General features: G+C 38.2%; 23 protein-coding genes. 2 read left to right on the top strand and 21 right to left on the bottom strand.

From position 1 onward, the window contains the following. Positions 1-96: 96 nt before the first annotated feature. The 16 genes from deoD to MLE13_RS12005 form a co-directional block, all read right to left on the bottom strand. On the bottom strand, positions 97-801 hold the full coding sequence (gene deoD / locus MLE13_RS12080; protein WP_240749940.1) for a purine-nucleoside phosphorylase: 705 nt from the start codon (positions 799-801) through the stop codon (positions 97-99). A 70-nt stretch (positions 802-871) separates the two neighbouring features. Beyond that, positions 872-1,087 (bottom strand): YozE family protein, encoded by a 216-nt coding sequence (locus MLE13_RS12075; RefSeq protein WP_240749939.1) that lies wholly within the window; start codon positions 1,085-1,087, stop codon positions 872-874. 59 nt (positions 1,088-1,146) lie between these two features. Next, positions 1,147-1,572, bottom strand: coding sequence for a peptide-methionine (R)-S-oxide reductase MsrB (gene msrB / locus MLE13_RS12070; protein ID WP_240749938.1), 426 nt, complete (start codon positions 1,570-1,572; stop codon positions 1,147-1,149). Then, positions 1,569-2,099 (bottom strand): peptide-methionine (S)-S-oxide reductase MsrA, encoded by a 531-nt coding sequence (msrA, locus tag MLE13_RS12065; RefSeq protein WP_240749937.1) that lies wholly within the window; start codon positions 2,097-2,099, stop codon positions 1,569-1,571. The genes msrB and msrA overlap by 4 nt, the downstream gene beginning before the upstream one ends. 16 nt (positions 2,100-2,115) lie before the next feature. After that, positions 2,116-2,691, bottom strand: a complete 576-nt coding sequence (locus MLE13_RS12060; RefSeq protein ID WP_240749936.1) for a YpmS family protein — start codon at positions 2,689-2,691, stop codon at positions 2,116-2,118. Positions 2,692-2,703: 12 nt separating this feature from the next. After that, the gene (locus MLE13_RS12055) at positions 2,704-3,501 is read right to left on the bottom strand and encodes a GDSL-type esterase/lipase family protein (protein ID WP_240749935.1); all 798 of its coding nucleotides are present in this window, start codon (positions 3,499-3,501) and stop codon (positions 2,704-2,706) included. A gap of 39 nt (positions 3,502-3,540) precedes the next feature. Continuing rightward, positions 3,541-4,380: a DegV family protein gene (locus MLE13_RS12050; RefSeq protein WP_240749934.1), complete on the bottom strand. Its 840-nt coding sequence runs from the start codon at positions 4,378-4,380 to the stop codon at positions 3,541-3,543. An 87-nt stretch (positions 4,381-4,467) separates the two neighbouring features. Next, entirely contained in the window at positions 4,468-5,124 is a 657-nt protein-coding gene (locus tag MLE13_RS12045) for a lysophospholipid acyltransferase family protein (RefSeq protein ID WP_240749933.1), read from the bottom strand. 67 nt (positions 5,125-5,191) lie between these two features. Beyond that, positions 5,192-5,689: a dihydrofolate reductase gene (locus tag MLE13_RS12040; protein WP_240749932.1), complete on the bottom strand. Its 498-nt coding sequence runs from the start codon at positions 5,687-5,689 to the stop codon at positions 5,192-5,194. 64 nt (positions 5,690-5,753) lie between these two features. Next, entirely contained in the window at positions 5,754-6,698 is a 945-nt protein-coding gene (locus tag MLE13_RS12035; protein ID WP_240749931.1) for a thymidylate synthase, read from the bottom strand. Between the two features lie 119 nt (positions 6,699-6,817). Then, positions 6,818-7,411: a YpjP family protein gene (locus tag MLE13_RS12030; protein WP_240749930.1), complete on the bottom strand. Its 594-nt coding sequence runs from the start codon at positions 7,409-7,411 to the stop codon at positions 6,818-6,820. 298 nt (positions 7,412-7,709) lie between these two features. Next, positions 7,710-8,081 (bottom strand): rhodanese-like domain-containing protein, encoded by a 372-nt coding sequence (locus MLE13_RS12025; RefSeq protein WP_240749929.1) that lies wholly within the window; start codon positions 8,079-8,081, stop codon positions 7,710-7,712. Beyond that, a complete protein-coding gene (locus MLE13_RS12020; RefSeq protein ID WP_240749928.1) occupies positions 8,081-8,377 on the bottom strand; it encodes a rhodanese-like domain-containing protein in 297 nt (98 codons plus the stop codon). The genes MLE13_RS12025 and MLE13_RS12020 overlap by 1 nt, the downstream gene beginning before the upstream one ends. Before the next feature lie 58 nt (positions 8,378-8,435). Next, entirely contained in the window at positions 8,436-8,672 is a 237-nt protein-coding gene (locus MLE13_RS12015) for a glutaredoxin family protein (protein WP_240749927.1), read from the bottom strand. Positions 8,673-8,885: 213 nt separating this feature from the next. Continuing rightward, the gene (locus tag MLE13_RS12010; RefSeq protein ID WP_240749926.1) at positions 8,886-9,671 is read right to left on the bottom strand and encodes a class I SAM-dependent methyltransferase; all 786 of its coding nucleotides are present in this window, start codon (positions 9,669-9,671) and stop codon (positions 8,886-8,888) included. Next, on the bottom strand, positions 9,668-10,105 hold the full coding sequence (locus MLE13_RS12005; RefSeq protein WP_240749925.1) for a BrxA/BrxB family bacilliredoxin: 438 nt from the start codon (positions 10,103-10,105) through the stop codon (positions 9,668-9,670). Before MLE13_RS12005 ends, MLE13_RS12010 begins: the two co-directional genes overlap by 4 nt. A 177-nt stretch (positions 10,106-10,282) precedes the next feature. On the opposite strand from MLE13_RS12005, the gene MLE13_RS12000 reads away from it, so the two are divergent. After that, a complete protein-coding gene (locus MLE13_RS12000; protein WP_240749924.1) occupies positions 10,283-11,068 on the top strand; it encodes a GNAT family N-acetyltransferase in 786 nt (261 codons plus the stop codon). Positions 11,069-11,129: 61 nt separating this feature from the next. Continuing rightward, complete coding sequence (locus MLE13_RS11995) at positions 11,130-11,279, top strand: hypothetical protein (RefSeq protein WP_240749923.1); 150 nt, start codon at positions 11,130-11,132, stop codon at positions 11,277-11,279. 53 nt (positions 11,280-11,332) lie between these two features. Here the strand turns inward: MLE13_RS11995 and MLE13_RS11990 are convergent, their stop codons facing one another. The 5 genes from MLE13_RS11990 to MLE13_RS11970 all read right to left on the bottom strand — a co-directional run bounded on the left by MLE13_RS11990 (position 11,333) and on the right by MLE13_RS11970 (position 16,013). Next, positions 11,333-11,539 carry a hypothetical protein gene (locus tag MLE13_RS11990; protein ID WP_240749922.1) on the bottom strand — a complete coding sequence of 69 codons (207 nt, stop codon included), beginning with the start codon at positions 11,537-11,539 and terminating at the stop codon, positions 11,333-11,335. A gap of 376 nt (positions 11,540-11,915) precedes the next feature. Beyond that, complete coding sequence (locus MLE13_RS11985; RefSeq protein ID WP_240749921.1) at positions 11,916-12,206, bottom strand: hypothetical protein; 291 nt, start codon at positions 12,204-12,206, stop codon at positions 11,916-11,918. Positions 12,207-12,347: 141 nt separating this feature from the next. Continuing rightward, positions 12,348-13,478: a virulence factor gene (locus MLE13_RS11980; protein ID WP_240749920.1), complete on the bottom strand. Its 1,131-nt coding sequence runs from the start codon at positions 13,476-13,478 to the stop codon at positions 12,348-12,350. A 25-nt stretch (positions 13,479-13,503) separates the two neighbouring features. Next, entirely contained in the window at positions 13,504-15,381 is a 1,878-nt protein-coding gene (locus MLE13_RS11975) for an ABC-F family ATP-binding cassette domain-containing protein (protein ID WP_240749919.1), read from the bottom strand. Continuing rightward, positions 15,378-16,013, bottom strand: coding sequence for an HD domain-containing protein (locus MLE13_RS11970; protein WP_240749918.1), 636 nt, complete (start codon positions 16,011-16,013; stop codon positions 15,378-15,380). Before MLE13_RS11970 ends, MLE13_RS11975 begins: the two co-directional genes overlap by 4 nt. Positions 16,014-16,141 lie beyond the last annotated feature (128 nt).

The following is a 16,141-nucleotide window of genomic DNA, read 5'->3' as shown; positions in this document are numbered from 1 at the left end:
AAAAGAAAAAGACTGTCGAAACAGTCTTTTTTAAAGCTGACATTTAACACTAAAGAATTTAGAATAATTTTTAGTGTTAAATGTCAGTGCTTTTTACTAGTCTTGAATTGCTGCGTCTAATGCCACAACAATCATGTCGTTGAACGTTGTTTGACGTTCCTCAGCTGTCGTGACTTCACCTGTTAATAAGTGATCACTCACTGTTAAAATAGACAGTGCTTGACAACCGAATTTAGCAGCTAATGTGTAAAGCGCTGCAGATTCCATTTCAAGAGCAAGTACTCCGTACTGAGCCCATTTTTCATGTTCTGCAAACTCATTATAGAAAATGTCTTCAGTAAAGACGTTTCCTACACGCAAGTTCAATCCTTTTTCAATGCCAGCATTATAAGCTTTTAACAACAAATCGAAATCTGCAGTCGGTGCATAATCAATGCCATTGAAAATGACTTCATTCATTTTTGAATTAGTTGACGCACTTTGTGCCAAAATTACATCACGCACTTTTACGTCTTTATGGATTGAACCACAAGTACCTACACGGATTAATTTTTTTACATCATATTCTTGCATCAATTCTGTTACATAAATTGCAATTGACGGTACGCCCATTCCAGTTCCTTGAACAGAGATACGTTTCCCTTTATATGTTCCGGTATATCCGAACATGTTGCGGACTTCATTGTACAAAGTCACATCTTCCAAAAAAGTTTCCGCTATGTATTTAGCACGAAGCGGATCTCCTGGTAGTAAAATTGTTTCGGCAATGTCGCCTTTTTTCGCATTAATGTGAACACTCATTTAAAAAACCTCACTTTTATATAGTAGATTTAATCATACTGTTTTTTTACAGCTTGTGCAACGACCAGCTTTATTCGTCTGCGTATTCTCTCCACATTTCATCGAATACGCTTGCTCTCATGACTGGATGTGCTTTTTCTTCAATGTATTTAGAAAGTCGTTCAAAATCTGTTTCAGATTTCGGAAATGAATGATCCAAAAACATCGAATCCGAAAAATGCGAAAAGTCATCAGCATCGAGTTTGCCACGGTATTTCAATGCAAATTGGTAAAATGAACGTTCCATGGTCGAACTCCTTTCGAATTTCAGGCAAAAAAAACCGGACAAACTGTCCGGGTAACCCATTATTCAAATAATTTCTTATACTCGGACAAACCTTCTGCATCTAACTGCTCTTTAGGTACAAAACGAAGAGCCGCAGAATTAATACAATAGCGAAGTCCACCTAAAGATGATGGCCCATCAGGGAATAAATGCCCTAAGTGAGAATCTGCCGTTGATGAACGGACTTCTGTTCTTCGCATCCCGTGACTTGTATCAAAACTTTCTTTCACTTCAGTTTCTTCGATTGGTTTCGCAAAACTTGGCCAACCACAATGAGCATCAAATTTATCTTTTGAACTAAACAACGGTTTTCCTGAAACAATATCTACATAAACACCGTCTTCGAAATGTTGGTCATATTCTCCTTGGAATGGAGGCTCAGTACCACTTTCTTGCGTCACATGATATTGCATCGGTGTTAGCTTTGATTTCAATTCGTCTTTCATAATTGTCCACCCCAATTCTTTTCTATAAATGAAGTCCGCCCCGATCCAACTGAATAACGATTGTAATGGCCAGGGTTTTTCTTATAGTAATCTTGATGGTGTTTTTCTGCCAAATAAAATGGTTTGGCTTCAAGGATTGGTGTCACAACAGCCTTTTCAAACCTGCCCGAATTGTCTAGTTCTTGTTTAGACTTTTCTGCTACGAGGCGTTGTTCCTCGGAATGAACAAAAATAGCCGTTTGATACGATTCCCCACGGTCAAAAAATTGACCTCCGGCATCTGTCGGATCGATTTGTGTCCAGAAGACGTCTAACAATTTTTCATATGGGAAAATATCGGGTTGAAATGTAATTTGAACCGCTTCCACATGTCCTGTAGCATTTGAACAAACTTGTTCATAGCTCGGATTTTTTAACTCCCCGCCTGTATATCCACTCACGACTTCTTCAATGCCATCTAATGAATCAAAAGGTTTAACCATGCACCAAAAACAGCCACCTGCAAATGTCGCTTTTTCTGTCTTCATCTACTCACTCCGTTCCCTATGGTTCGATTGTTACCAATAATCGGATATCATCATCTTTTAAGTTAAACGATGCCGCTCGAACAGAAATTCCATCATCTAAAGGTATTTCCGTAAGCTTTAATACCACTTCTTCGTCTTTAGGCATCACTTCCATAAAATCTGGAAGGTCAACTGAATCTCTAAGTAACTTTAACGCAGATTCAGGCGGAATATCCAGCATGCCGACTTCTACAGACTTTTGTTCTAGTAATAAATTGCCATCTTCTTGAACAACCGGTTCAAATTTCATCAAAATAGGCAATGTCACTGAAAACACCGTTAATTCTGTTGAAATACTGACATCGTCCGCAACTGATAAAGCTAATGGAATCGGCTGATCTTTCATTGCTTTTTGTATATAGGTATTAGCAATTCCTTCAAAATCCGCTTTTGTCGTATTGACGACTACTGTATTACCAGCAGCAGGTCTGTTTTCTAAGGCCTGATACGATGTATAGTCTTTTGGCGGAGTCGTTACATAAAGCACCGCTCCTACCAATGCCAATGCATTCAACGCCAGCAGAGCAAAAAAGGCCAAACGCCATTTTCTCATCATATCCTCACCCTATTCTTCATAACTCAATCCACATTCTTCCATCCTCTTTAAAATACGCTTTGTCATCAAATCATAACCTTTACTATTGGGATGAAAAAAATCGGAATGGTAAACCAGATTTTTATTACCGACAAATAAATCACTGACAGGCACAAAACAAGCCTGAGGATCTTTATCTATCCTTTTTTGCATTACTTGATTAAAAGAGTCTATAATTTGATCAAATTCTTCTACTTCATCTGTTACGAGCGAAAAAGGATTATAAATGCCCATCATAATAATAGGCACAGTTGGATTGATATCTCGTATCGAAGTCAGAATCGTATCAAAACGACTTTCATAGAAAACCAATTCATCATCGAAAGCTTCTATATTCAGTGAAAACAAATCGCGTTTCACAATTCGCATCACATCATTTCCACCAATGGTCATAGTTAAATAATCCGCTTCTGTAATAGGACCCGTTAGTTTGCCTTGCTGGAACATTGCTAGCAATTGATCGCTACGTCGACCCCTTTTAGCAGTATTTTCAACAGCAACCCCTTCAATTCCTTGCCAAGTCTGAATTTCGGCTGCTAACCTGCCTGTATAGCCACCTAAATCTGCTTCATCACCAACTCCTTGAGATAACGAATCACCAAGAGCTGTGATGATGACGGCTTGAGGTTTAAAGTTCGGCGGTACCGTATAAGAACTGATTGATGGTTCATTTCTCGGCTCTGCCTCTTCGTTGCCAAAGATAAACGTTGGACTGCACCCCGCTACTATACCCGTGGACAAAATGACGATTAACAGGATGCGTTTCAAATTCGTCTCTCCTTTTTTAAATAGGACTGTACTTTATCGTTAGTCGGTATAATACATAAATCCTATTGCACCGATTCCTGTGTGTGTGGAAATTATTGGCGTTGTAAAGTCAAATTGAATATCATCAAAACCGGTTTCTTTAATTTTTTCGCGCAATGGACCTGCCATTGCAAGTCCATTGGCGTGGGCGATACCAACACCTTTTACTTGCTTGCCTGTAGTCCGGTCGAGAAAATCTTTCATTAAATAATCCACTACTTGCTTATGGCTTCTAACTTTAGCAACTGGTGTATATTCACCACTATCTAAAGAAGCGATCGGCTTGATTTTCATCAAGGATCCTAATAACGCACGACCTTTTCCGATTCGTCCGCCTTTCACAAGGTTATCTAGTGTATCCACCACAACAAACAGTTTTGTATTGAGACGAACTTGCTCTACTCGCGCAACAATTTCGTCCATCGACTTTCCTTCCTTGGCCATTTTAGCTGCCTCAAAAACTTGAAAAGTTAAAGCGTGCGAAATATAACGTGAATCAATAACTGTAACATCTGATTCTGAAAGTTGAGCTGCAGTTCTTGCAGATTCAACAGTACCACTCATGCCTCCAGTCATATGAATAGATAAAATTTGATCGCCATTTTCACCTAGCTTGTCATACAACTCTTTAAAAACACCCGGAGCTGGTTGGGAGCTTTTTGGCATTTCCTTTGTATTTTTCATTAACTCTAAAAAAGATTCCGGTTCAAGATCTACTCGGTCTAAATAAGTTTTTCCACCGACTTGTATGCTCAATGGAACCACATGTAAATCATATTTTTTAATGACCTCCGGTTTTAAATCAGCGGTCGAATCCGTGACGATATGAATTTTTGACATGAAATCACTCTTTTCTTCACTTAGATTTAAGTAATGGAATTGCAAAAAAATCATGTAAATTGCTATTCAAAACTATTAATCTAAATTTTATTTTTGCTTAGATAGTGTAACAATTGTTTCAGCAATTCGTGAATGAATCATTGCTAATGCCTCTTTTGGATTCATTTCTTTTATTGTGTCGCTAGAAATCGGATCTAAAAGTTGAACTTGTACAGTTGCCGGCATTACTTTATTGTTGTTTTTTTCCATAATATCTGCAGTTCCATGGATGGCAATTGGTAAAATCGATACATTTGCATCTTTTGCAATACGCAAGAAACCTGCTTTAAATTCACCAAGGCCATCACCTTTGCTTCTCGTTCCTTCAGGAAAAATCAAAATTGAATGGCCTTCTTTTAGCTTTTCTACTGTATCTGTAATCGATTTCAATGCACTCCGGCGATCGGTTCGATCTAAAAATACACAGTTCATCTCTTGCATATACATCGGAATGATAGGGAATTTTTTTACTTCTTTTTTTGAAATAAAACCAAATGGCTTTGGAATCGTTGAAAGCAATGTTGGAATATCAAAATTTCCTTCATGATTACTGACAAACAGCACAGGTCCTTGTGGTAATTTTTCTAGACCTTGAATGGACACCTTACTTTTCGTCCGCTTCATAATGCCGGTTGCCCATTTTTGTGGTTCCGTATGAATTAATTGATCATATTCCTCAAGAGACAAATATTGTTTTTGTTTCATGAATTTTTTTAAACTTATTGCACTAAATGGCAAATAGCCAAAAAGAAAGGAAAATGTACGAAAAGAATTAAGCATGGACATTTTTCTTTTTCCGTCTTTCGTATACTAAGTATGAAAAAGCTACATCGTTTGAAATTTGCTGCTCCGATTCTGAAACAAGTTTCCACTCACGGCCATATTCTGGGAAATAAGTATCTCCGTCAAATTCTTGATGAATTAATGTGATGTAAAGGCGATCAGCATCAGGTAGTACCGATTCAAAAATCTGTTCACCGCCAATAATCATCACTTCTTCATTCGCTTCTTTTGCTAATCGGATCGCATCTGACAAATTGTGTACCACGTCTACTCCTTCTGCTTCGTAATAATCGTTGCGTGTCACAACGATATTACGGCGCTTTGGAAGTGGACGTCCTATAGATTCATACGTATTGCGCCCCATAACAATGCCTTTTCCAATTGTATGTTCTTTAAAATAAGCCAAATCAGCAGGTATATGCCAAGGCAATTCGTTATTCTTTCCAATGACCCGGTTAGGATCATGCGCTACCATCAATGAAATCATACATCTTCCTCCTACCCCGCTTTTTACGGGTGTTAAACTCTATTTAATGAAATCCTGTTGCCCATTAAACCGCAACGGGTGCTTTTATCCGCGGGTGTGGATCATAACCTTCAATGGTGATATCTGCAAGCGTTAAATCAAATATGGATTCGACTTCCTCATTAATGTGTAATGTTGGAAGCGGTTTTGGCTCTCTAGTTAGTTGTTCTTTCACTTGTGATAAGTGATTTGAATATAGATGTGTGTCGCCTGTTGTGTAAACAAAATCGCCAACTTCCAAATTGCATTCACGGGCAATAAGGTGTGTCAACAATGCATAAGAAGCGATATTAAACGGCACCCCTAAAAAGACATCTGCACTTCGTTGATACAGCTGACATGAAAGTTTTCCATCTGCTACGTAAAACTGGAAAATAATATGGCAAGGCGGTAATGCCATGTCGTCTATAAATTCTGGATTCCATGCGGTAACAAGATGTCGACGGGAATCCGGATTCTTTTTAATGGATTCGATGACATTTTTTAATTGATCGATCGTTTCGCCTTCTGTTGTTGCCCACGAACGCCATTGCTTACCGTAAACTGGACCTAAATCCCCGTATTTCTCAGCGAATAACGGGTTATTAATCACTTGTTGTTGGAAAATTTGCATCTGCTGTTTATATAGTTCTGCAAACTCAGGATATTTCTGGGCACGACGACCAAAATCTGTCATATCCGGCCCTGTATATTCGTCACTTTCTACCCACTGGGCAAATGCCCATTCGTCCCATATATGATTGTTGTCTTGTAGCAATGCTCGAACGTTTGTATCTCCTTTAATAAACCAAAGTAGTTCAGATACAATTAAACGGAATGCCGTTTTTTTAGTTGTCATTAATGGAAATCCTTGCGTCAAGTCAAATCGCATTTGATGGCCAAAAACACTCAATGTTCCTGTACCCGTTCGATCTTCTTTTGTTGCACCATTATGTAAAATATGTTCGCATAAGTCTAAATATTGCTTCATGTAATTCGCCTCCGTTGTTAAGTTTAATCATAACAAAAATATTGACTGAGGACACATATGAACTAACAATACCTATTCATAAAATTATCAAAACAAAAAACCGTCACAAAGTGAACGGTTTAAGAAAGCCATTTTGGCGGTGTGTTTTTAGACCAATAAATATCTCCCAATGTGATATGTTTTTGGAAATCATCATTAGCCACATGATAATGAAAATTAAACGAGTAGCCTATTTTCGGCTTTTTCTCTGTTCGAACATGAAAACGAATTTCGTCTATATTTGTTTCGGTATCGTAAATATGGAATATTTTTTCAGCGTAATCACCTGACGGCTTTTCGGAAATTGCCAAGGATTTCAGTTTACTGTCATCTAGACTTGCTAAATGAACATCAATTGCCCGCTGAATGTTCGGTAAAATCATTGTCTGGAATTCATCTTGAATGACCGGACCAATTCGCGAACCAAATTTCAAATAAGACTGCTCTTCGGCAGATTGATGAGCTGTAGTAAGTATTGAATCACTGGTATCATAAAACTCGCTTTGGTCGACCCAGTCATAAATATATTGTTTATTATCACTTTCCGCTGCATGTGATTTTGGTTGACCTTTTTCGTCTAAAAGCGACTCCCAGATTAAATGATTCGGAGAGATTGCGCCCAATGTCAAAACGGCAACTGCAATCATCAGCGACTTTTGCCACCAATTTTTCATGAACATCACCTTTTCTTTATGAACATTTTAGTAACATATCTGCTTATTTATACGATTTTCACGGGTAAAGGTTTCATCTTCTTGAAATTCATTGTACAATAAAGTCATTAACAACGCCTTGTTTTTTTTTGAAAAGGAGGAATTTTCGTGGATGCATCATTATTGATCGGATTGGGTCTCCTATTTATGCTCGGATACTTAACTTCACTTTCATTTACAGACTAATAACAAATAAAAAAACTCCCTAAAATTTAGGGAGTTTTTTTATTTGTTTTAAATCAAGTTTTTCAATAATCGTCTATTTTTCTATGGTGCCTTCCCATGAAGACATACCTTGAGCCACATTTACAAACTCATAGCCTTCATCAAGCATCAATTCACTCGCTTGCTGGGATCGATTGCCTGACTGGCAAATGACAACGTATTTTTTGTCTTTTTGAAGACCGTCAAAATCACCATTTTGCATTTCCGTAAGTGGCTCGTTTTGTGCACCCGGAATATGCCCTTGATCAAATTCAAACGGTTCGCGAACATCCAATACGGTGTAGCCGGTATCTTGCTTTTCAGCCACTTGATCGATTTGGATAGTTTCATAACCCGCTTCTTGTCCGCACGCCGCTAACAGCAGCGCACTGACAATTGTGAGCATCAATACGAGTCGCTTTGTCATTACTCGACTTCGCCTTCCCACGCTGTCATACCGCCTTCAACATTTGTTACATTATAACCTTGGTTATCTAAAAATTTGCATGCTGAGCTGCTACGTCCGCCTGCTTGGCAGTTTACATAGTATTGTTCTTTTTTGTCCAATTCGTTCATTTTGAACTCCAATAATCCTAAAGGCATATTTACAGCTCCAGGAATTTTCCCAGTCGCTACTTCTGATGTTTCACGCACGTCAATAATGTTCACTTTTTTACCTTCTTCTAATAATGTCTGCAGTTCTTTTGTAGAAATTGATTTCATCAATAATTCCTCCTAATAATTTGGTTTTCATTTGTAATTCATTCATAACATAAATCGTTTATGCGTTCAATAATTCCGAAACGCGACTCGGATCGAAACCGAGAACCCATTCACCGTTTATATTTGTTTGTGGGACACCCATTTGGCCAGTAGCTTGCACGAGGCGATTGGCTGCCGCTTGATCATGTTGCACATTTACTTCTGTGTATGAAACATTATTCTGTTCCAAGAAGTTTTTCATCATTGTGCAGTATGGGCACGTATCTGTTGAGTATACTGTAACTTGGTTTGACATAATTGCTTCCTCCTAAAAAATAATTTCTTTTGAAAGTATTTAAAATATACCATAGGGGGTATATTCTTTTCAAGAGATTTGCTCGGCTATAATTTCTTTTCATGTTTTACTCTTCAGTTAAATTTACATTATAAAATATAAATAGCATCTCATTTCGCAAATCAGATTTAAAAATCTGGCGACAATAGATGCTATTCTACAACTTTATATCAATTAGTTATTTTCTTGCATGAGCAAAATCGCACCGTAATGAAATTTAGTATTTGGTCGCACGCTTCGAACAAAACCAAACTGTTCAAAATCTCGTGAGCGAAAATGCGCTTTCAACACAACGCTTTTCCGAGCTACGCGTTTAGCTTCAGCTACCCACTGTGCTGTTAACTGACCTTGATCAGCCAAGCCTTTAAGTGCTGTAAAGTTTGTTGCTTCTGTAATTTCTTCTGTAAACATCGGATCCATGTAAATGACATCGATAGAATCCGATTCAAGTTTTTCAAGAAACGAAACGGCATCACCAGAAACTACTTCTATTCGTTTCATCGCGTCTATTAAGTGCGGCATTTCACTATACTGTTTTAACCCTTGTTGAACGACGTAAGCAAGAATCGGATGACTTTCACAACCAATAACGCGCCCACCTTTTCCTACGCGCTGAGACGCGACCAAAGAGTCTGATGCAAGACCTAAAGTACAATCTAAAAAAGAGTCACCTGGCTTTAAATTCGAAACTACTACTAATGGATCTTCCTCGAGCGGTCTCTTCGTCCGGTACGCAGCTGAATTCGGATGAAAAAAGAACGGCTCTGTTTTATCCAATGGATAAAACTCGAGTCGTTCTTTTAAACAGATCAACAAATCAGCCGATTCATCCGCATGCATTTTCTTAATAGAGCGCTTATTGCGTGTCACTTGCTGAAGCGATAGTTCTGTTGAAACTCGCTCCGCCCACTCCATCATAGATGAAGTTGAGCGGTACGCTGTTGTGACGACCGTTTTCACTGAGCAGCCACCTGTTCAAGCGCTTGTGCTAAATGGTCGCGAATTTGTTCCATTGGATAACCTTCTATTTGTTCGCGTGGAATAAAATGAGCCAACTCGCCATCTTTGACTACCGCAATCGATGGTGACGACGGAGCTACTTCTTCAAAATAATGACGCATTTGCGCTGTTGCTTCTTTATCTTGTCCTGCAAAGACCGTTACCAAATGTTCGGGTTTTGCTTCTACTGTTTGAAGTGCTTCTATAACTGCTGGACGTGCCAATCCTGCTGCACAGCCACAAATAGAGTTAATCACAACGAGACTTGTCCCTTTAGCGCTGCTCATATGGTCGTTTACTTCCTCAGCCGTTAACAATTCTGTAAATCCTGCTCCAGCCAATTCCTGGCGCATCGGCACCACAATGCCCTTCATGTATTCATCATATGCGTTCATGCTTTTCGCCCCTTTTCGTTTAAACTTTTTCTAGAAACTCTAAGTTTTATCTATTTAAGTGTAACCTAGATGTTCCATAATTTCATAGTATGTCGATTTAAATGTGATTTTTTTATGAATTTATTAGTTTAGTTCTGTATGATTAGATTTAAGTAATAAAAATGAGGGTGATAATAGATGGATTTACTAAAACAAATTAACGAATTAGACTTTGCACTGTTACAGTCCTTTTCCACCAAATATGATCGTCCATGGGGTGCTTTGTTTTTAAACGAACAACAGCCAGATTATTATGACGCAAATCATGCATATGTAAGTGAACAACCCGAATACCTTGAAAAAGTAATCGATGAAGTGGTTTCATTTTATAGATCTCACTCAATTACACCACGATTTTATTTAGATCATGTCAATTTGCTGTCAAACTTTATTGCCCAATTAAAAAATAATGGTTTTCAGTACGAAGAAATGCCTCAGCCGATTCAGTTATGGAACAAAGAACTAACGTCACTATCAATCCCTGACCATGTCACGGTCGAAGAAGTAAACGATACAAATTATCGTGACGCCTCGTGGGTCGAGTGTCAGATTAAAGAATTTGGTGGAAAAGTAGTTCGTGAAAAGGCTTTTGAAACAGAGTTCAAAGACAGTCGGTATACGCATTATTTATTAAAAGTTAATGGCAAACCTAGTTCGACTGCGTGCCTGTTTGTTCATGAGAATCAAGGTCGTATTGAAAGTGTTGCGACTATCGAGGAAAATCGAGGAAAAGGATTAATTGGTTTTGTCTTGCAACATATACAAAAAGAAGCTCAAACGATGAGGCTAGAAAATTTATGGGTTCATCCTATTAATGAACAAGTTGAAAAAGTCTACAGTCGATACGGATTTGCTACGATTCATATTTTACAATCTGGCCATGCTTTTTTAGATGGGAAGAGCATTAAAGGCATTCGCGAGTAAATCAGGACTGTCGTAAATCGAGTGGGTTCTAAACAAGAAACTTAAATAATAGGAGAAATTCATGAAAAAGAAAAAGAAGAAAGACAATTGCATTACTGATTTCTTTAAAGACCTTAGTATTCAACTTGTTTTTGAATTGCTCTTATCCGCTGTTTGGAACACATTATTGTTTATTCCAAGACTGTTGATTCGATTATTTAGCAGTGTTTAACTTTGCGTTTACGCATCTATTATTATCTAAAAGATAATTTAAAAAGCCATCCATTAGGATGACTTGAAAAGTGAAATTTGAATGCCTTCAGCTGATGGTGGGCGAAGAGTAATGGTATTCCCCATTTCTTCTACCGTATAATTTTTTAAATACTCTTCTACATCTTTTGCATGCTCAGCAACTGATTCTCTAATAAGTTCTTTAATAATTAACGAACTTCTTTTTTGACTTAATACTATTCCATTGACCGTAAGATTCACCTGAAACCCTCCTATGTATACTTAAAAGATATCATAAACTTATTAACAAAAAACGTATACATGGACCTAATATTAATAATTTTTTTTAGGAAAAATGAGTAATTTATTGTCTTTTGTATCATTAAATGATTTTATATACCTACTTTACCCTATATTTATAATAGTCTTCACCACGTAGTGACGTATTTCTAACAAAAAAAACTACCCGAATTGGGTAGTTTTTTTATTTTATTAAATAAAAATAATGATAGCCAAGCTTTTATGGTTAGTTACGTGTAATAACACGTATACCTTAAATATCTCAACGCTGCTTTGTTTTAGCTGAATCTAAACAACTTCCAGACGCTTTTACATGCATTAGGTCTAAAGACTTTTTTTATTCAAATTCATGATTAATAAAATCGAGCATTTTGCTAAAGACATCGTAATCGAACCATTCAATAGTCATATTTTGAGCGTATTCACCGTCATCTTGAAGTTCTAAGTTATTAGAAGACAACTGGACAATTTTTGTGTCATCTACTTCTTCTTGTTTGCTGACTTTTTGATCGTTAAATTCATGAATTACTTTTTCGTAAAAGGAATCACGCTTTTCACGATTCGCAAACTCCCACGATTCATATTTTCCACTATATAAAATTTCTACTGAGTATACATTATTGTTCATTCGTCATTCCTCCTAATTAATGATGATTGGCTAAATCTAATCAACTAAAAGCTCTTTACCTCTTAAACAGGAGTTAAAAACATTTTATGAAATGACTAAGCCGAAACGAAAAAAACCGGTGACTGGGAGTCACCGGTTTTTTTATTCACCTTTCATTGCTTGTCGTGCTTCGGTCATTTGTTTCCAAACAGAACCTTTAGCATCTTCGCCTTCTGCGATACGTGCAATGGCCATTTTAATCTGTAATTTCACTTCGAATTCTGGGTCATTTTCTGCTTGCTTTAATGCTGGCAATGCTGATTCTGTACCCGTTTCATATAGGAACATTGCCGCTCTCCAACGAACCAATTTGTTTTTATCGTTTAAAGTTTCAATCATGATTGGCTCAAACTCTTCAAATCCCAAATCACTAATGGTGTCACCTGCAGTTCTCCGTACAGCCCAGCTTTTGTCTTTCATAGCACGCTCCACATACGGAACAACCGCTTTGTCATCAATGTCTCCAAGGAAAATGGCCGTTTGTCGGCGAATTGACATTTTTTCGTCATCAAGTGCCATCGACAATAATGGCAAATCGTCAAGTTCCGCTTCAATCATTTGATCGAGTAGTTGAAAACGAGTTTCCCACTCGGGCGCATTAAATTCTTCTGGAGAAATTTTGCGTCCACGCGGTGCTGCTTCGTGTTGTTCTGCATCTTTTTTTGTAGATAATGCATCTAAGCGTTGTTGTGGATAGGCCGCTTCGATTTCTTCTACCATACTTTTTCCAATTTCAGCTTTATCGCCGTAACGGACGCCATAATCCGCCCATTTACGTTGCATTAAATAATTTTCTTCAGTTGGGTCCATGACTTGTTTCATCGCTGTAACAAATCGCTCAGACATCCCAAAACGTTCTTCTGATGCGTTATCGAACACTTTGACTTGCAACGGAATGCCTTTGAACTCCTGAACATGGACATATACTTCGCCGAAATGTTCATCTAATTCAACTTCGTCACCTATGTGCTCACGGTCTTCACCAAAGACATTGCGCACTTGTGCTAAAATAGCTTCCCAATCAAATTTCGAAATACGTTCGACTGCCAAGAAATCAGCAACGTGATAAACGCCTTTGACGCCTTCAATCGCAAGCAATTCTTGTACTTCTTTTGGAGCAGCTTCTATATTGTCTTTATTGTAATTATGACTTTTGCCAAAAGGCAATTCTTGATCGATGATTACTTTCATCGTATTCGGGCTTGGTGTCGGTTCTATGGTTAAAATTTTCACTAAAATCCCTCCTGCAATTAGTCGATCACGCTTCTGCGATTTCTTGAAGATAAGTCCAACGTTCAACCAATGCATCATACTCTGCAGTTAACGTATTCACTTCTTTTGTTAGCTTCTGTAATTTATCGTAATCTGCACCCGCTAAAGCCATCTCTTCTTCACGAGCTTCAATCTTTGCTTCTGCTTCTGCGATTTTATCTAAGATGCCATCGTACTCTAGTTGATCTTTATAGCTCATCTTTTTTTTTGCCTTTACAGGTTCTGTCACGACAGTTTCTACTAACTCTTGTTCAGCAAGAGCCACCGGGTTGTTTTTCTCTTTAATAAATTCCGAATAAAGCCCTTGGTATTCTTCGATTTTCCCTGTACCTGTTGTCCATAATTTCTGCGCGATGCGATCAAGGAAAAAGCGATCATGCGAAATCGTAATAACAACGCCCGGGAAGTTTTCTAAGAAATCTTCCAATACAGAAAGTGTTTGAATGTCCAAGTCGTTTGTCGGCTCATCTAAGAATAAAATATTTGGCTGTTCCATTAAAAGTTTCAATAAGTACAAACGTTTGCGTTCGCCACCAGATAATTTACCAATTTGTGTACCGTGACCATTTGATGGGAATAAGAAGCGCTCAAGCATTTGCGTTGCAGATAAGCGGACGCCTTTTTCCGCTTCAAAGTCACTCGATGTTTCTTGAATATACTCAATCATTCGTTGTGATTCGTCCATTTCAGGCAAATGCTGTGTAAAGTGAGCAATTTTCACCGTGCTACCATATTCCATTTTCCCTGTCGTTGGTTCAAGCTCACCTGCTAACATTTTCATTAATGTCGATTTCCCCGCACCGTTTGGTCCGACAATTCCGATGCGGTCTCCACCTTGTAACAGGAAATCAAATCCGCTAAAGATTTGTTTGTCACCGTAAGCAACTCCCATATCTTTGCCTTCGATAATTTTCTTACCAAGACGTTGGCTTTGCATCGATAGTTCAAGCGATGTGTTGTCATTTTCTTTTTGTACATTTTCTTTAATGTCATCAAAACGTTGAATCCGTGCTTTTTGTTTTGTCGAACGTGCTTTTGCACCACGACGAATCCATTTTAATTCTGAACGGAAACGGTTTTCAAGTTTTTGCTGAGACGATGCGTTCATTTCATCGCGAATCGCTTTGTTCTCCAAATAGTCTCCGTAGTTTCCTTTATGCGTATACATCGTTTGGTCCGCGATTTCGAAAATGTGGGTCGATACTGCATCTAAGAAGTATCGGTCATGCGTTACGAAAAGCATAGCTGATCCCATACGTAATAGCGTTTCTTGCAACCATTCTGTTGAAACAGCATCAAGATGGTTAGTCGGCTCATCCAGAAGGATTAAATCTGCTGGTTCGATCAATGCTTTTGCAAGAGCTACACGTTTTCGCTGTCCACCTGATAACTCACCAACCGATTGGTCATACATATCGATACCCAATTTTGATAAAGCAGTTTTTGCAAGTGCGTTAATGTCCCATGCGTTTTCCTGCTCCATTTTTTCTTGAATATCCATCAATTCGTCTTGTAATTGAGTTGAACTCGAATCGACCATCATATTTTTTAACGCGTTTTCATATGCACGGTTTAACACAAGAATTGGCGAGTCTCCAGAGAAAACCGTTTCAAGTACTGTCAGTGACTCATCAAATTCAGGCTCTTGCATTAAATACGTTATTTGATATTTTTTCGGATGATCCTTGACAACGCTGTCTGCATCCATTGATCCTGCTAGTATTGACATCAAGGTCGATTTCCCTGTTCCGTTCACACCGATCAATCCGGCACGTTCTCCTGGATACAATGAAAATTCAACATTTTTGAATAAAGTTTTGGCTCCGACTGTTTTTGTTAATTTCGTAATATTTAAGTGGCTCATTTATTCCCATCCGTTTCTGTTTGAAGTTGCTTTAAAAAGGATAGCATAAATTCATGGCGTTCTTCAGCCATCTGCTTACCAGTTTCCGTAGTCATTTGATCTTTAAGTAATAAAAGCTTTTCGTAAAAATGTGTAACACTGCTTGTTTGTGCTTCTCGATATTCCTGTTCGGTCATTTCTGTTCGCGCTTTTTCGTTCCAATCATATAGTTTACGGCCTTTTGCACCGCCATATGCAAATGCGCGGGCAATACCGATTGCACCAATAGCATCTAAGCGATCTGCGTCTTGAACAATTTTGGCTTCGATGCTTGTTGCCGGCTTGCCGTTTCCGCCTTTAAAAGATACAGAGGCAATGACATCTTGTATTTCTTGTCGCTGCTTATCTGTCAGTTTTAAGCGATTTAGAATATCTTGCTCTAAATCTTCATCTGGCTTTTTGTACTTTGGATCTGAAACATCGTGAAGCAATACCGCTAACTCAACGATAAAGGCATCTGCATTTTCTTGCGCCAAAATCATTTTGGCGTTTTTCATGACGCGTTCAATATGCTGCCAGTCGTGGCTCGCATCAAACTGCTCATAAATTTTCTTTACTTCATGCTGACATTGATTGATTTTTTCCTGATCCATTCTCCCGCTCCTATCGCTTGTTTCTTCTATTATAACCTGAAGCGTCTCTAAAATGCCTGTATTCCCAACGATTATTGACGTTTCTATAGGCTTCATGTATAGTATAGCCATCCATAACATGGCAGTTA

It is taken from the genome of Planococcus halocryophilus, from assembly GCF_022489025.1.
Classification (GTDB): Bacteria; Bacillota; Bacilli; order Bacillales_A; family Planococcaceae; genus Planococcus; species Planococcus halocryophilus_A.
Note: the sequence above shows the minus strand (reverse complement) of the source record. Positions and strands in the feature narration are given on the sequence as shown.

What these genes read in the sequence shown, in the direction of transcription:
- MLE13_RS12015 (WP_240749927.1), bottom strand. Translation starts at nt 8,672, where the DNA reads ATGTCAAACCAAGTTACAGTATACTCAACAGATACGTGCCCATACTGC.
- MLE13_RS12035 (WP_240749931.1), bottom strand. Translation starts at nt 6,698, where the DNA reads ATGAAGCAATATTTAGACTTATGCGAACATATTTTACATAATGGTGCA.
- msrA (WP_240749937.1), bottom strand. Translation starts at nt 2,099, where the DNA reads ATGAAGACAGAAAAAGCGACATTTGCAGGTGGCTGTTTTTGGTGCATG.
- MLE13_RS12000 (WP_240749924.1), top strand. Translation starts at nt 10,283, where the DNA reads ATGGATTTACTAAAACAAATTAACGAATTAGACTTTGCACTGTTACAG.
- MLE13_RS12075 (WP_240749939.1), bottom strand. Translation starts at nt 1,087, where the DNA reads ATGGAACGTTCATTTTACCAATTTGCATTGAAATACCGTGGCAAACTC.
- msrB (WP_240749938.1), bottom strand. Translation starts at nt 1,572, where the DNA reads ATGAAAGACGAATTGAAATCAAAGCTAACACCGATGCAATATCATGTG.
- MLE13_RS12040 (WP_240749932.1), bottom strand. Translation starts at nt 5,689, where the DNA reads ATGATTTCATTGATGGTAGCGCATGATCCTAACCGGGTCATTGGAAAG.
- MLE13_RS12060 (WP_240749936.1), bottom strand. Translation starts at nt 2,691, where the DNA reads ATGAGAAAATGGCGTTTGGCCTTTTTTGCTCTGCTGGCGTTGAATGCA.
- deoD (WP_240749940.1), bottom strand. Translation starts at nt 801, where the DNA reads ATGAGTGTTCACATTAATGCGAAAAAAGGCGACATTGCCGAAACAATT.
- MLE13_RS11975 (WP_240749919.1), bottom strand. Translation starts at nt 15,381, where the DNA reads ATGAGCCACTTAAATATTACGAAATTAACAAAAACAGTCGGAGCCAAA.
- MLE13_RS12005 (WP_240749925.1), bottom strand. Translation starts at nt 10,105, where the DNA reads ATGAACGCATATGATGAATACATGAAGGGCATTGTGGTGCCGATGCGC.
- MLE13_RS11995 (WP_240749923.1), top strand. Translation starts at nt 11,130, where the DNA reads ATGAAAAAGAAAAAGAAGAAAGACAATTGCATTACTGATTTCTTTAAA.
- MLE13_RS12025 (WP_240749929.1), bottom strand. Translation starts at nt 8,081, where the DNA reads ATGACAAAGCGACTCGTATTGATGCTCACAATTGTCAGTGCGCTGCTG.
- MLE13_RS11985 (WP_240749921.1), bottom strand. Translation starts at nt 12,206, where the DNA reads ATGAACAATAATGTATACTCAGTAGAAATTTTATATAGTGGAAAATAT.
- MLE13_RS12045 (WP_240749933.1), bottom strand. Translation starts at nt 5,124, where the DNA reads ATGAAACAAAAACAATATTTGTCTCTTGAGGAATATGATCAATTAATT.
- MLE13_RS12030 (WP_240749930.1), bottom strand. Translation starts at nt 7,411, where the DNA reads ATGAAAAATTGGTGGCAAAAGTCGCTGATGATTGCAGTTGCCGTTTTG.
- MLE13_RS11970 (WP_240749918.1), bottom strand. Translation starts at nt 16,013, where the DNA reads ATGGATCAGGAAAAAATCAATCAATGTCAGCATGAAGTAAAGAAAATT.
- MLE13_RS12020 (WP_240749928.1), bottom strand. Translation starts at nt 8,377, where the DNA reads ATGAAATCAATTTCTACAAAAGAACTGCAGACATTATTAGAAGAAGGT.
- MLE13_RS12050 (WP_240749934.1), bottom strand. Translation starts at nt 4,380, where the DNA reads ATGTCAAAAATTCATATCGTCACGGATTCGACCGCTGATTTAAAACCG.